Raw genomic sequence first — 13,068 nt, 5'->3', positions numbered from 1 at the left:
TGGTGGCGGACAGACCAGCGGAGGAAACGAAGGGCTTAGCGCTGTGCCCAGACCGGCACGGGCCATACCGGCTTGGTATCGGCCGCGCGGTTCTCCATCGGCCAGATGGTGCGGCGCTTGCCACCGATGTTCTCGGAGATCACGCCATGGGCGAACGTGTTCTGGCCGGCGGCGTCGAATTTGATGCGCTGGTAGCCGGTGAACAGCGCCGGGCCCGCGGTGATGTCGGTCGCGGCAATGGCATCGCGCAGCTTTTCACGGTCAGCGGATTTGGCGCGTTCGAGTGCGTCCTTGATGACGTAGGTGGCCGACAGGCCCTGCGCAACATAGGCGCTCATGCCGTAGCCTAGAGCCGCACGGGTGCGCTTGTCGGCATCGGCGAGCAAGGGGTCCTTGCTGATGTCCAGGATGTCGATCTGCCAGTCTTCCTGCACGAAGTAGTACCCGACCATGCTCGGTTGCACAGCGGCATAGAACGATGGATCTTCGGTCCCGCCACCGGCAGAGTGAACACCGAACGGCAGGTCCAGGCGCTGCTCGGCGAGCTGACGCGTGAACAGCAACTGGTCGGGCGTGTACAGCGCGAGGATCAGGGCATCGACCTTGGCCGAGCGAATCTTCAGCAGTTGCGATGTGAAGTCGACCTGGTTCGGCGGTGCAGGTTCGTCCAGTACGATTTCTATCTTGTGTTCGGCAGCCAGCTTGCGGATGTTGGCGGCATGTGAACGGCCCCAATCACCACCTTCATAAAAGAGTGCCACGCGCTTGACGGCTTTGCCAGAGTCTTTCGCCAGCAGGTCCATCGATTCGAGCTGTTCACGCGCGTCGTAAGTGGCCTTGTTGTTGATGCGGAAGATGTACTTGAAACCGCGCTCCGTGATTTCGTCCTTCACGGCGCCGACGACGACCCATGGCGTCTTGGCGCGTTCGGCCACTTCGGTCGACGGAAAGGTCACGGCGCTGTTGAACGCACCGCACATGACAGACACGTTCTCGCGTTGGATCAGGCGTTCGGTTTCCGACACGCCGACGTCGGCCTTCGACTGCGAGTCGCCGAAGACGGCCTGGAGCTTGGCGCCCCCCATGGACTTGATGCCACCCGCTGCATTGATCTGTTCGACCGCCGCCATCACGCCCGTGCGTGTCTGGTTGCCGACTGCTGCGGAGCCGCCACTGAGTGGCAACACGCAGCCGATCTTCACGGCGGCCTGGGCCATGGCTGCGGTTCCCGCAACCAGCAGTGCCATTGCTGCAAAAATGCGGCGCCACGCGCCGAGCTGCTTCAGTTGAATAGTCATGGTTGTCTCCGTCTTTGTTGGTCTGAGGGCGCAGTGTGAAATCACACGGCTTGCGGTGCATCGGCAAAGTATGGGAACGTTCACTATGTGATCGTCACGCTTACCCTTGCCCGAGTTCGGGGGGAACGTAGAACACGGCACTGGCCCGCACCAGCAGCCGCTCGTCGCAGCGCACTTCGCACTCACCGAAACGCACCTTGCCGCGCTCCTTGGTCAGTACGACGTGGGCCTCGAGCCAGTCGTCGATCCGCGCGCCGGCGATGTAGTCGAGCGTCAGATTGAGTGTCAGTGTGGTTTCGACCGTGGTGCCAGTGCGCGCCAGATTGGCGCCGATGGCCGTGTCGGCCAGCGTGGCCAACATACCGCCGTGCACGACGCCATAGCGGTTGGCGTGCTGGGCTTCAGCTCGAAAGGCAAGGATGAAAGAGGCCGACTGGTCAGATGTCGGCCGCGCATACAACGGCCCAACGTGCACCAGAAAGCCTTCGATGAGGTCGGAAGGCATGAAGCCTTCAGGCACGGTGTGTGTGGTCATGTTCTCCATTCGCCCTTCAAGCTTCGAGCACCAATCCGGCGCGCGCCCAGGGCATCGACACCAGCCGGCCGGTGCCTGACAGGGTCACGTAGGCGGTCTGCATGGCATCGCCACCGAAGCAGATGTTGGTGCTGTACGGGTCAGGCAGCGTGATGCGTTCCACCAACTCCCCGACAGGAGACACGACCACGATGCCTCCGAAGCGCAAGGTCGCAATGGCGATGTTGCCGCAGGCCTCGACTGCCAGCGAGTCGTAACGCTGGAAACCCGGCAGTCCGCACACCAAGTTGCCGCCAGTCGGCGAAGGCCAGTCGGCCCGCCCCAGCACGCCGGGACTGACGACGGGCCACGACCAGAGCCGCCCGGACGAGGTTTCGGCGACGTACAGCGTGCCACCATCGGGTGACAAGCCGATGCCATTGGGCGAGATCAACGGAAACGCGACCTGCGTGATGAACGAGCCATCGCAGCGCGCGTAGAAGACTACGCCGATGTCCATGCGCCGGCCTTCGCGGTGCCCGTGGTCAGTGAACCAGAGGCCACCGTGGGCATCGACGACGAGGTCGTTCGGGGCCGTCAGCGGATGCCCATCGCATTGCGTGTACAGGCGTTCGACGTGACCAGTGACCAAGTCGACGCGCTCGATGCGCCCGCCGTCGTTGTCGGCCGCGCGTCCCAGCGGGCGCCAGCCATTATTGGTACGGTCCCAGTTAAAGCCGCCGTTGTTGCAAACGTAGAGCGCGCCATCGCGACCCAGTGCGGCGCCATTGGGACCACCGCCGGTTTCGGCGACTCGACGCACCGCGCCATTGCGTGTGATGCATGTCAACGCGCCCGTGCCTATCTCGGTCACGATGATGTCACCGTCGGGCAGGACCACCGGGCCTTCGGGAAATGCGAGGCCTTCGGCGAGCACCGTGAACCGCGTCATGCCGTGCCCTTGATCGACACGCCGAGCAACTGCGCAAGTTCGTCCATTGAATGGGCCAACGCATCGGGTTCGAGTTTGGCGAGGGCTTGCGCCGGATAGAACCCGTAGGTCAAGCCGATCACCGGCATACCGCACGCACGGGCGGCCAGCACGTCTTGCGGGCCGTCTCCCACGTAGATCGCATCCGTGGCATCGGCGCCAGCGCGTTGCAGGCCAAGGAGGATCGGCGCGGGATGCGGCTTGCGCTCGGCAGTGTCCTCGGCGGCCACGATGGCGTCGAACCACTGCGTGTCGATGCCGGCACGTGCCAGGTCGATGAGGGTGCGCGCCAGTCCCTTGTTGGTCACGAGACTAGGTCGACGCCCGGCCTTCACTAGGCCATGAATCAACCTGTCGGCGCCGTCGAACACGGTCAACCATTGCGCCGCTGCTGCCGGATAGCCGTCCTGGTAGGCCTGGTGCAGTTCATCGACCCGTTCCGGCGCAAAGCGCGCGAACAGTTCCACCGGCCGCATGGCATAGATGTCTCCTGTCTCGATGCCGGGCGGCGGGAAGTCCATGCCCAGCCGCTCCTTGAATACCTGGGCGTAGCAGGCGGCCACGGCTTTGCGCGAATCGACCAGTGTTCCGTCGAGATCGAATAGCACATGCGTGCGGGAAAGAGGGTTCATCAGATCCTTGATTGGTCGGCTTCCAGCAGTGCAGCCCGACGCGCCCACAAGGGCGCCAGTTGTTCACGCAGATTCCGGAACACCGGAAAGGCGTGCGCGTAAATATCGACCAGCCGTGCATCGGGCTCGGCAGGTGCACCGAAGCGCACCAGGGCCTGAGCCGCGGCGGGCAAGTCCGGGTACAGCCCGATGGCCGTGGCAGCCAGCATGGCCACGCCCAGTGCGCCGGTTTCTTCGACTTCGGGTGTCAGCAGCGGACGGCCCATAGCGGCGGCGCAAATTTCCCGCCACAACGCCGACCGTGCGCCACCGCCTGTCAGTCGGATGTCCGTGACGGGCGCATCGATGGCGCTGTAGCAATCGACCATCGACAAGGCCACGCCTTCCATGACCGAGCGCATCAATGCCATGGGAGAAACGGAAGCGTCCAGTCCGAAGATACTGGCGCGCGCGGCCGGATCGAATCGCGGCGCCGACATGCCGGAGGTATTGAGATAGGGATGGAACAGCAGCCCCGACGGCAACGCGGGCAGACTGCGCGCCTCGGCCTCGATGCGGGCGTACAGCGCGTCGTCGCTGAGGCCGCTCGACGTATGGGCCGCGCCGAAGGTGTCGAGCACCCACTTCAGGCACAGCGAGCCACCGCCCGTGTTGGACATCAGCCGTTGCCATTGACCGTCGGGCATCAGGAACAGAAAGCCGACGCCGCGCGGTTCCAGCACGGGATGGTCAACGGTCAGGTTGTTCATGAACGACGTGCCGATGACGGTCACGGCCTGCCCCGGACGCAACGCGCCGACGCCGATGGCCGCAGCCACTGCATCGCCGGCACCGCCGGCGACGGGTGTACCAACGACCAGACCCGTCGCGGCTGCGGCCTCTGCCGTGATGCGACCGAGCAGCTCGCCGGTGCGCATGACGGGCGGCAGCAGCTTCATCGCCTCGGGCACGCCAGCCAGTTCGAACAACTCTTTCGAGATCACCCGCTCACGAATATCGCAGGGGAAAAAAGACAGGTCGGACTCGTCCGTGGCCATCACGCCCGTCAGCCGGTAATTGATGAAGTCCTTGGCCAGCATCACGTGCGCGGCCTGCTCGAAGAACTCGGGCGCATGGCGCTTCATGTACGCCAGCAGCACCAGTGGAATGCCGGGGATCGGTGCGTTGCCGCAGATGTCGTAGACCTTGTCGACCAACCCGGTGCGGCGCCAGTCTTCCAGCAAGCCGGAAGCACGACCGTCCGGCCAGGCGATGGCGCGGCCCAGGGGCTTGCCATCGCGGTCCAGTGCCCAGAGGCCGCCCATGTGCCCGCTCACGCCGACACCGACGATGTCGGAAGCGGGTCGACCCGAGCGCTCGATGACATTCCGCACGGCGGCGGCGACGCCGGCCCACGTCAGGTCCATGTCTTCTTCGTGCCAGTCCGGATGCGGATGAAACGACGGCGTGGGTCGGCGTGCCGTGGCCACCGCCATGCCGGTGCGCCCATCGAACAGCACCGCCTTGGTCATCGTGGTGCCCTTGTCGATGCCCAGCAACAACGGACCTGTCATGCCTGCTCCATCAGCGCAGCGCGCTGCGATGAAAAATTGCGATAGGTAGAGCGAAGCGCCTGGTATAAGCCAAACCAGCCGTCGTAGATTTTTGTCTGCACCGGATCGGGTTCATAGCGCGCCGAGACACGGCTGGTGCGTTGCACAGCCGCCTCCAGATCGGGCCACATGCCCACTGCCACGCCCGCCAGCAAGGCCACACCCAACGCGCCGGATTCGGCCGACTCGGGAATCTCGATGGGCACGCCGCACACGTCGGCAAAGAGTTGACCCCAGAAAGGGCTCTGTGCACCTCCACCGCTCAACTTCAGGCTGGTCGGTGCTTCCGGCATCGCGGCAAAGCAATCGCGGGTCGAGTAACACAGTGCCTCGTAGACGGCACGCAGCAGGTGATCGCGCGTGGTGTGAACACTCATGCCGAAGAACGCGCCGCGTGCGAGTGGATCGGCAAAGGGCGCGAGCACGCCGGCTCCGTTGATGTAAGGCAAGAGCAGCACGCCACCGGCGCCAGGCGGGATGGCAGCGGCTGCCATTTCCATGGCATTGAAATCCCAGCTGCCATCAGCGTGTTGCGGTCCGCCGAAACGCTCCAGGAACCAGTCCATCGTCATCGTGCCCGAGGTGTTGGGCAGGATGCGAACGTACTGGTCCAGTGGCATCGCGAAGAGGAAACCCAGTCCGTGCGGTGCGCGGTGCGGACCGTCCAGTACCAGCGAGTTGAGGCAACTGGTGCCCAGCACGGTGAAGGCCGAGCCGCTGGCCAGCGCGCCGATGCCGAGTGCGGCCGCAGCCCCATCGCCGAGTCCGGTGATGACGGGCGTGCCTTCCATCAGCCCGGTCAGTTCGGCGGCTTCGGGTTGAAGGTGCCCGGCGATCTTCTCCGATGCAACGATGGCCGGTAGGCGCTCAAGCCACGCTTCGGCACCGCAGGCGCGCATCAGTTCAGCAGAGAAGGTTCGCCCGTCGATGTCGCCAGGCACGAAGCTCACATCAGACGGGTCGATGGCGGCAACGCCTGTCAGGCGCAGGCGCAGATAGTCTTTGGCGCAAAGGAACGTAGCCGCACGCGCGGTGCTGTCCGGGTCGTGAACCGCCAGCCAACCGAGCAGCAAGGCTGTGTTGCCGGGCATCAGGCCATTGCCGGAAATTTGGAACAACCCGTCCAGTGCGCCCTCGGCTTCGAGTTTCAACAGGTGCGACTGCGCACGCTCGTCGGGCCAGCCGATGGCATTGCGCACGGGCAGGTTGGCCGCGTCGACCAGGATGGCGCCGCCCATGTGACCCGTGATGCCGATTGCAGCGATGTCGGAGCCGATCAACCGAGCCGTGGCCAGCGCCTCGCGGGTGGTTTCGATGCACAGTGCCCACGTTCGCTTGGGGTCTTCTTCGTGCCAACCGGCCTGCGGATGCAGTACATCGACCCGACGTCGCGCCACGGCCACGGTGCTTCCCGCTTCATCGAAGATCACCGACTTGATCATCGACGTGCCCTTGTCGATGCCGAGCACGTATTTCATCGTTGGCTCATCGCATTGATTCAGGCGGCCAATGCGACGGCGACGGCGGCACTGGCCACACTGAGCCGTGACCGTCCGAATCGCAGGCTGTTTTGCGTTCCCACATCGAACACGTACAAGCCCGGCTCTGCAATGCTGATGCGCACCGGTTCGTCGATCGCATAAGGACGCACCTGCGGCGACAGGGCCTGAACCGTGGCGCTGCCGATCTGCACCGTGATGAGTTGAGAGTCGCCGATCTGCTCGGAGATGTAAACGCTGCCCGCCACCTCCAACCGACCGGGTCCGGAAGCGCCCTCGCCTGCCTTCAATACTTCGACTTCCGTCGGCCGCGCACCCAGCAGTGCGGCGCGATGGCTGCCATCGCCCAACAGCATGTTGGCTGGCAGGCGCACGTCGGCCCCGGCCATGCGGCCCTGCAAGTGGTCCGTGCTGTTCAGGTCGTCGATCTGCAGCAGGTTCATGGAATGCAAGCCGAAGAACTGCGCGACGAACGCGTTGACGGGCCGGTCGTGGACGTCGGTTGGTGTGCCGACCTGCTGCAGCACGCCGTCACGCATCACGGCCAGCCGATCGGTCATGGTCATGGCTTCGATCGGGTCGTGCGTGACCAGCACGGACGTGGTGCCAAGCGAGCGCTGCAAGCGCTTGAGTTCGCCACGCAATCTGGCCCGCAACAGCGTGTCCAGATGCGCAATGGGTTCGTCGAGACACAGCAGGTTGGGGCGGCGCACAAGGGCACGGGCAATCGCCACGCGTTGCTGCTGGCCACCGGACATCTGCGAGGCACGCCGGTCCAGCAGGTGCGCAATGTTCAACAGACGCGCCACCTCTCCCACCTGGGTCTCTATGTCGGCCTTGTCGACGCCCCGGATCTTGAGCGGATAGCTGACGTTCTGGCGCGCGGTCATGTGCGGGTAGAGCGCGTTCTGCTCGAACACCATGGCCACGTTGCGCGCCTGCGGCGTCAGGTGCTGGACCTCGACATCGTCGAACAGCAACCTGCCACCAGTGGGCCGTTCCAGCCCCGCCAGCATGCGCAGCACCGATGTTTTGCCCGACCCGGAAGGACCGAGCAGTCCGAAGAATTCACCGTCCTCGATGTGGATGCTGATGTCGTGCACGGCATGCACCGTGCCGTAGTGCTTGTCGATGTGGTCGAGAGTGATGGATGCCATGGAGTGTTCTTTCAACGCCCGCCAAGTCCGGCGGAAAAGCTGCGGATGAGGTAGCGCTGCATGTAATAGGACAGCACCAGCAGTGGGCCGATGGCCAATATCCCGATGGCGCCGAGCTGGCCCCAGTTGGGTTGCTGGAACAGGAAGAAGCTGGCCAGCGCCTTGGGCAGCGTGATCACCGTTTCACCGGTCAGCACCAGCGAGAAAAGGAATTCGTTCCAGGCAAACATCATGCTCAGGATGCCGGCCGTAACGATGCCCGGCAATGCCATCGGCAGCAGGATGTCGAGGAACATCCGATACCACGGCGCTCCGTCGATGCGTGCGGCGTCTTCGTAGGTGCGCGGGATCTGGCGGATGAATTCCGCCAGCAGCCAGATCACCAGCGGCAGGTTCATGAAGGTGTAGACGATCACGAGTCCGGTGTAGGTGTCGAACAGCGCCAGCTCCTGATACAGCAGATAGAAGCCGATCACTGGCACGATGGGCGGCAGCATGCGCAACGACAGAATCGTGAAGCTCAGTTGACCGGTGGCCGGAAAGTGGCGGGCCAGCGCATAGGCCGCAGGGAAGCCGAGCAGCAGACACAGCAGCGTGGAGATCGACCCGACGATGAGGCTGTCGCCGATGCCCTTGCCGCCACCGATGGCCCAGCCTTCGCTGAAATTGATGAGCGTCGGTGCCAGCGGAAGCAGCGTGGGCGGCGACACGAACAACTCGGCGTAGGGCTTGAAGCCGGTCAGCAACAGCCACACGACGGGGAACAGGAACACCAGCGCGCACACGATAAGCGTCAGGTGGCGCGCGGCTTGCCATGGCGGCGCCAGGGATTCGGCGCTGGCCTTGGCCGTCGAAGATGTGGACTTTGCGGTCATGCTGAAACTCCGCTTTTGGCGGCCTTGTCGCGGCGTGAACCCAACCGAAGAATGACTGTGACACCCACCGTCAGCAGCGCAAGCTGGATCAGGCTGAGTGCACCGGCCGGGCCGAACTCGAACCGGTTGAATCCGAGGTCGTAGGTGTAATAAGCCAGGTTCTGGGTGCTGGTGCCCGGGCCGCCCTTGGTCAGGATGTAGAGCACATCGAAGACCTTGAACGAATCGATGAAGCGCAGGACGAATGCGATGGTGATGTACGGCTGCAGCATCGGCAGCACCACATGCACGAAGGTCTGCCAGGTGGTGGAGCCATCGACCCGGGCCGCCTCATACACGCGAGGTGGAATCGAACGCAAGCCAGCCAGCAGGATGACCATCACGAAGGGCGTCCATTGCCATATGTCGACCAGCACCACGGTGGGCAGCGCCCAGACCGACGATTGGGCCAGGGCCGGCGGGTCCAAGCCCAGCCCGCGCAGTGCGGCGTTGAAGGGGCCGTAGACCGGATTGAAGAACAGGTTCCATGCAAAGCCCACGACGATGGGTGCCAGCATCATGGGAATCAGCAGCAACGAGGCATACAGTTCGCGGCCGCGCACCAACCCGTTGAGAAGCAACGCCAGAGCCAATCCGATAGCTAGTTGCAACGGAACGCTGACCAGCGCGAAGACCGCCGTGATGCCGAGACTCGACCAGAATCGGGCGTGCCCCATCACAGACTTGAAGTTGTCCAGCCCGACCCATTCGATCGGAATGGGAATGGTCAACTGGTACGACGTGAACGACGCGTAGACCAGGTAGACGAATGGCCATGCGGACATCAACGCCAGAAATAACAAGGCCGGCGTGAGCAGCAGCCACACGCCGCGCCGTTCGCTGTTATCGGGGCGCGGTCGCCGCGCTGCCTTGGCGCTGGCAGCGTCGACCCGAAGAACGGCTGAGTTCAAGACCAGTAGCCCTGCTTGATCATGCGTTGACGGTATTCGGCGTTGTGCTTGATCTGGCGGTCACGGCCATAGGCCTTCGTCGTCTCTTCGAACTCAGTCGTCATGGCCTGCAACGCCTGACGCGGTGTCGCTTCACCGGAGTTGGCACGCTGCACATGCTGGATGATCGACGACAGATAGCGGTTGGTGCCCGGAATCGACAGGTCGAGATAGGCCTTCTTGCTGGTCAGCAAGTCCTTGCTGACCGTGGCGAAGTTGTCGGCAAATCCGCTGGCGGCCTGCAAGGGGAACGTGGCCTTGGGGTTGTTGAACATGCTCATGCGCCATGGGTCCATCAGCGACTGCGAGAACGTTTCTGCCACCCAACGGTTGGCATTGGCCGTTTGCTGCATCCAGGCAATGGCCTTGAACGCGCCCTTCTTGTTTTGCGAGTTCTTGGCGATGCCCATGGCGCGACCGTAAGGCAGCACGGTGACGCCGCCCCAGTTGCCAGCGCATTTGATCTTGCCCGCGACCTTGGAGATCGACGGGTCGGCTGCGCCCTTGGGCATGTCGGTCCACCAGTTGGCTTGTGCGATCTTGCCTTCGAAGAACATCTGGCGGCCCACATCCCATGGCATCGCCTTGGCCAGGTTCTTCGGCATGAAGGCGGTCATTTCACCGTAGCGGCGCAAGGCTTCTTCGGCCACGTCGGTCAGTAACTGGGGCTTCATGTCGGCATCGAACAGTTCGCCATAACGCGACTGGCCTTTTTCAACCGCAGCCTGAACCAGATGATTGATGAAGAACGCGTAGACAAAGTAGCTGGTCACCTCGACGGCGCCGTACAGGTTCTTGTCGGGCCGGGTGAAGAACTCTGCCGTATCCCGGTACTGTTTGTAGTCGCGCGGTGCGCCGAGGTCGTAGCCGTACTTGACTTTGAAGGCCTTGGCTTCTGCGGCATCTTCGAACAGGTCGGTGCGGTACGTGTTCATGAACATGTCGCCGTCGATGGTGACGCCGACCAGCTTGCCCTCGTAATGGTTGAGCAACTGGAATGGCGGCGCGATGTCGTCGAAGCCGAGTTCGGCCTTGGTGCCGACTTCTTCCAGCGGCGTCAGATAGGGGCCGAAGTCGCCCACAAAATTCGGCCAGAAGTCGAAGGCATCGAAGCGCGCCGTCTTCTGGCGCAAGGCCAGCAGGTTCTGGTCGTACATGTTGCCGAGCGGGTACGACGCGAACGTGAGGTCGATGCCGGTGGCCTTCTGGAATTCCGGCGCGAAGGTCTTGAGGATGGGCGTGAATGCGCCGCTGTCCAATCCGACGGTCACTTTGCCGGCAGCCTCCGGACCGGCGGCATGCAGGATGCCGGTGAACGTGCCGAGGGTGCCGGCTGCCCCGAACAACGTGGCGCGTCGCATCAGTTCGCGACGCGACAGAAGGCCTCCAGTCTCGATCGAGGACAGATGATCGAAGGCAAACTCTTCTACTTCATTCGACTTGAAACGCTGGTTCACGAGGTGCTCCTGTGATGCATGGACAATCCCATTTTTTGCAGGTCGGCCCTGTGAGTTAACGCATGCCTGAACTGCAATTAATCAAAGATATCAGCTCATTGAACTAATATTAACTCGGGATTACACTAACTCAATGATTTATGAATTGATACAAAACGACCTCCGGCCTCGCTATCGGGGCGTGGTGCAGGCCGTCATACAAGGGATTGAGCAATTCAAGCTTTTGCCCGGCCAACAACTGCCAACCCAGCGCGACCTCGCGACTGAACTGGACATGGCGGTCGCCACTGTCGGACGTGCCTACAGCGAACTGGAAAGCCAGGGCTTCATCACCAGCCAGGTAGGTCGCGGCACGTTCGTGACGGCGCAGAGGGCTGCATCGTGGGGCGCCGCAAGCGATGCGGCGGCAGTCATTGAAATGGGCATCTACCGCGTGCCTGTTCCTCCTTTGAAGGCGCCTCTGGACTCCGTCCTGAAAGCCCTGCTAACCGGGTCGACCGATGCCCAAGTCTTTGACGGCGCCCCAGCGGCAGGTCGAGTTGACCATCGACTCGCATTGAATGAATGGGTTCAAGGTTTTGGAATTGGATCAACCCCGGATCAATTGATTGTGACAAATGGAGGGCAACATGCAGCAATGTGTGCCATCTCTACATTGACGCATGCTGGTGACCTGATCGCCACCGAGATGCTGACCGATCCCCGCATGAAATCGATCGTCGGCTACCTGGACCGGCGACTCGTCGGCATCGTGATGGACGAGGATGGACTGATCCCTGACTCACTCGATGCCATCTGCCGTGAAGAACGCGTCGCAGCGATCTATTGCACGCCGCGTTGCCAGAATCCGACCAACGCCACGCTGTCAATGGCACGTCGACAGGAACTGGTCGATGTCGCGCGGCGTCACGACATACCTATCGTGGAGAGCGATATCTATGGCACCGTGATGCCACCGGACGGCATCCTGCCCATTGCCGCACTGGCCCCCGAGCGCACGCATTTCTTGACCAGCCTCGGTCGCATCCTCGGCCCAGGCATGAAGATCGGTTGCGTGGTGTCGCCCTTGTCGGCGGCGCGCCGCATGCAGGCCGGCGTTGCCATGTCGACCGGTTTTGCCACGCCCATTGCGGCAGAAATCGCCGCACGCTGGATTCGTGACGGCACTGTCGAAGGCATGACGCAATGGCAACGCGCAGAACTGCGGCGACGTGCCTCGGTCGTGTCCCACTTTCCCCTGCTGGCTACTGCGCGTGCCCATCCGATGAGCCCCCACATCTGGTTGACGTTACCGGAACCCTGGCGCGCCGAGGATTTTGTCGATGCCGCCGCTGCCCACAAGATTGCCATCGCCCCGACGCACAGTTTTGTCGTAGGCAGACGCTCGCTGCCTCATGCGGTCCGCCTGTGTATTGGCTCCCCCGCAAATCTGATCGAATTGGAAGCCGCCTGCGAGCGGCTGGAACGAATCCTGATGACATCACCCCGAATCAGTCAGGACGCCGGATAAAAAAACGGAAAGACATGCTCCACGAACTGCGACCCTAAACAGCGATGTTTGGACGCATGCCACACATGCTGACCCGCTTTCAAAACCACACCCTAAGGATTTGGGAACGCTATGGCTTCCGGCCCGTCGGTTTCTTCCCGCCGGTGATCGGGCCCGACAGCAACGAACTCACCTACCTGCTGGCCTAGACCGATCTGGCCAAACGCGAAGTCCGGTGGGACGCCTTTTTTAAGGATGCAGAGTGGCTGACCGCCCGGACGGCCAGCAAAAGCAATGGACCGATCGTGGCTCGCACGGCCAACTCATTCCTCAAGCCGACGTCGTTTTCCGCACTTGGATAAGCCGCAGAGTGAGTCGATGGAGGCTTTGTTGCTCACCAGGCCCGACAGCGCCAAAGACACGGGGACTTGAAGCTCCGCAGCACTTGGCTCACGCAGCGACCGGTTACAGTGCCCGGCGGGGCCATCGCAGCGCGAACCAGGCGCCTCATCCAAAGCTGTCCAAACCAGGGTTACACGCGCCTGAAAGCACTCAGCCCTTGGCGCAGCTGCCCC

At 62.8% G+C, this 13,068-nt stretch carries 11 protein-coding genes and 1 pseudogene; 2 read left to right on the top strand and 10 right to left on the bottom strand.

Translation table 11 applies throughout. The features are described from left to right. Nucleotides 1–35 precede the first annotated feature (35 nt). The 10 genes from QN413_RS02740 to QN413_RS02695 all read right to left on the bottom strand — a co-directional run bounded on the left by QN413_RS02740 (nucleotide 36) and on the right by QN413_RS02695 (nucleotide 11,004). Nucleotides 36–1,298, bottom strand: a complete 1,263-nt coding sequence (locus tag QN413_RS02740; RefSeq protein ID WP_323495123.1) for an ABC transporter substrate-binding protein — start codon at nucleotides 1,296–1,298, stop codon at nucleotides 36–38. A 100-nt stretch (nucleotides 1,299–1,398) separates the two neighbouring features. Further along, nucleotides 1,399–1,833: a PaaI family thioesterase gene (locus QN413_RS02735; RefSeq protein ID WP_323495122.1), complete on the bottom strand. Its 435-nt coding sequence runs from the start codon at nucleotides 1,831–1,833 to the stop codon at nucleotides 1,399–1,401. Between the two features lie 16 nt (nucleotides 1,834–1,849). Then, nucleotides 1,850–2,764 carry an SMP-30/gluconolactonase/LRE family protein gene (locus tag QN413_RS02730; protein WP_323495121.1) on the bottom strand — a complete coding sequence of 305 codons (915 nt, stop codon included), beginning with the start codon at nucleotides 2,762–2,764 and terminating at the stop codon, nucleotides 1,850–1,852. Further along, the gene (locus QN413_RS02725; RefSeq protein ID WP_323495120.1) at nucleotides 2,761–3,435 is read right to left on the bottom strand and encodes an HAD family hydrolase; all 675 of its coding nucleotides are present in this window, start codon (nucleotides 3,433–3,435) and stop codon (nucleotides 2,761–2,763) included. The genes QN413_RS02730 and QN413_RS02725 overlap by 4 nt, the downstream gene beginning before the upstream one ends. Further along, nucleotides 3,435–4,988 carry an FGGY-family carbohydrate kinase gene (locus QN413_RS02720; RefSeq protein ID WP_323495119.1) on the bottom strand — a complete coding sequence of 518 codons (1,554 nt, stop codon included), beginning with the start codon at nucleotides 4,986–4,988 and terminating at the stop codon, nucleotides 3,435–3,437. Before QN413_RS02720 ends, QN413_RS02725 begins: the two co-directional genes overlap by 1 nt. Continuing rightward, complete coding sequence (locus QN413_RS02715) at nucleotides 4,985–6,505, bottom strand: FGGY-family carbohydrate kinase (RefSeq protein WP_323495118.1); 1,521 nt, start codon at nucleotides 6,503–6,505, stop codon at nucleotides 4,985–4,987. The genes QN413_RS02720 and QN413_RS02715 overlap by 4 nt, the downstream gene beginning before the upstream one ends. 20 nt (nucleotides 6,506–6,525) lie before the next feature. After that, nucleotides 6,526–7,683: an ABC transporter ATP-binding protein gene (locus QN413_RS02710; RefSeq protein ID WP_323495117.1), complete on the bottom strand. Its 1,158-nt coding sequence runs from the start codon at nucleotides 7,681–7,683 to the stop codon at nucleotides 6,526–6,528. A gap of 11 nt (nucleotides 7,684–7,694) precedes the next feature. Continuing rightward, entirely contained in the window at nucleotides 7,695–8,558 is an 864-nt protein-coding gene (locus QN413_RS02705) for a carbohydrate ABC transporter permease (RefSeq protein WP_323495116.1), read from the bottom strand. Beyond that, nucleotides 8,555–9,508 (bottom strand): sugar ABC transporter permease, encoded by a 954-nt coding sequence (locus QN413_RS02700; RefSeq protein WP_323495115.1) that lies wholly within the window; start codon nucleotides 9,506–9,508, stop codon nucleotides 8,555–8,557. Before QN413_RS02700 ends, QN413_RS02705 begins: the two co-directional genes overlap by 4 nt. Continuing rightward, complete coding sequence (locus QN413_RS02695; RefSeq protein WP_323495114.1) at nucleotides 9,505–11,004, bottom strand: ABC transporter substrate-binding protein; 1,500 nt, start codon at nucleotides 11,002–11,004, stop codon at nucleotides 9,505–9,507. Before QN413_RS02695 ends, QN413_RS02700 begins: the two co-directional genes overlap by 4 nt. A gap of 133 nt (nucleotides 11,005–11,137) precedes the next feature. Between QN413_RS02695 and QN413_RS02690 the strand changes: the two genes are divergently transcribed. Beyond that, nucleotides 11,138–12,514, top strand: a complete 1,377-nt coding sequence (locus QN413_RS02690; RefSeq protein WP_323495113.1) for a PLP-dependent aminotransferase family protein — start codon at nucleotides 11,138–11,140, stop codon at nucleotides 12,512–12,514. A 44-nt stretch (nucleotides 12,515–12,558) separates the two neighbouring features. Further along, nucleotides 12,559–12,855: pseudogene (locus QN413_RS02685) on the top strand (NIPSNAP family protein). Nucleotides 12,856–13,068: the final 213 nt, after the last annotated feature.

Origin of the sequence: Variovorax sp. LG9.2 (genome assembly GCF_035018885.1) — a bacterium.
GTDB lineage: Bacteria > Pseudomonadota > Gammaproteobacteria > Burkholderiales > Burkholderiaceae_C > Variovorax.
The sequence above is the reverse complement of the archived record's forward strand: the minus strand, read 5'-3'. Positions and strand labels throughout refer to the sequence as shown.

Excerpts from the sequence above, each read along its gene's own strand:
- QN413_RS02740 (WP_323495123.1), bottom strand. The coding sequence starts at position 1,298 with ATGACTATTCAACTGAAGCAGCTCGGCGCGTGGCGCCGCATTTTTGCA.
- QN413_RS02735 (WP_323495122.1), bottom strand. The coding sequence starts at position 1,833 with ATGACCACACACACCGTGCCTGAAGGCTTCATGCCTTCCGACCTCATC.
- QN413_RS02730 (WP_323495121.1), bottom strand. The coding sequence starts at position 2,764 with ATGACGCGGTTCACGGTGCTCGCCGAAGGCCTCGCATTTCCCGAAGGC.
- QN413_RS02725 (WP_323495120.1), bottom strand. The coding sequence starts at position 3,435 with ATGAACCCTCTTTCCCGCACGCATGTGCTATTCGATCTCGACGGAACA.
- QN413_RS02720 (WP_323495119.1), bottom strand. The coding sequence starts at position 4,988 with ATGACAGGTCCGTTGTTGCTGGGCATCGACAAGGGCACCACGATGACC.
- QN413_RS02715 (WP_323495118.1), bottom strand. The coding sequence starts at position 6,505 with ATGAAATACGTGCTCGGCATCGACAAGGGCACGTCGATGATCAAGTCG.
- QN413_RS02710 (WP_323495117.1), bottom strand. The coding sequence starts at position 7,683 with ATGGCATCCATCACTCTCGACCACATCGACAAGCACTACGGCACGGTG.
- QN413_RS02705 (WP_323495116.1), bottom strand. The coding sequence starts at position 8,558 with ATGACCGCAAAGTCCACATCTTCGACGGCCAAGGCCAGCGCCGAATCC.
- QN413_RS02690 (WP_323495113.1), top strand. The coding sequence starts at position 11,138 with ATGATTTATGAATTGATACAAAACGACCTCCGGCCTCGCTATCGGGGC.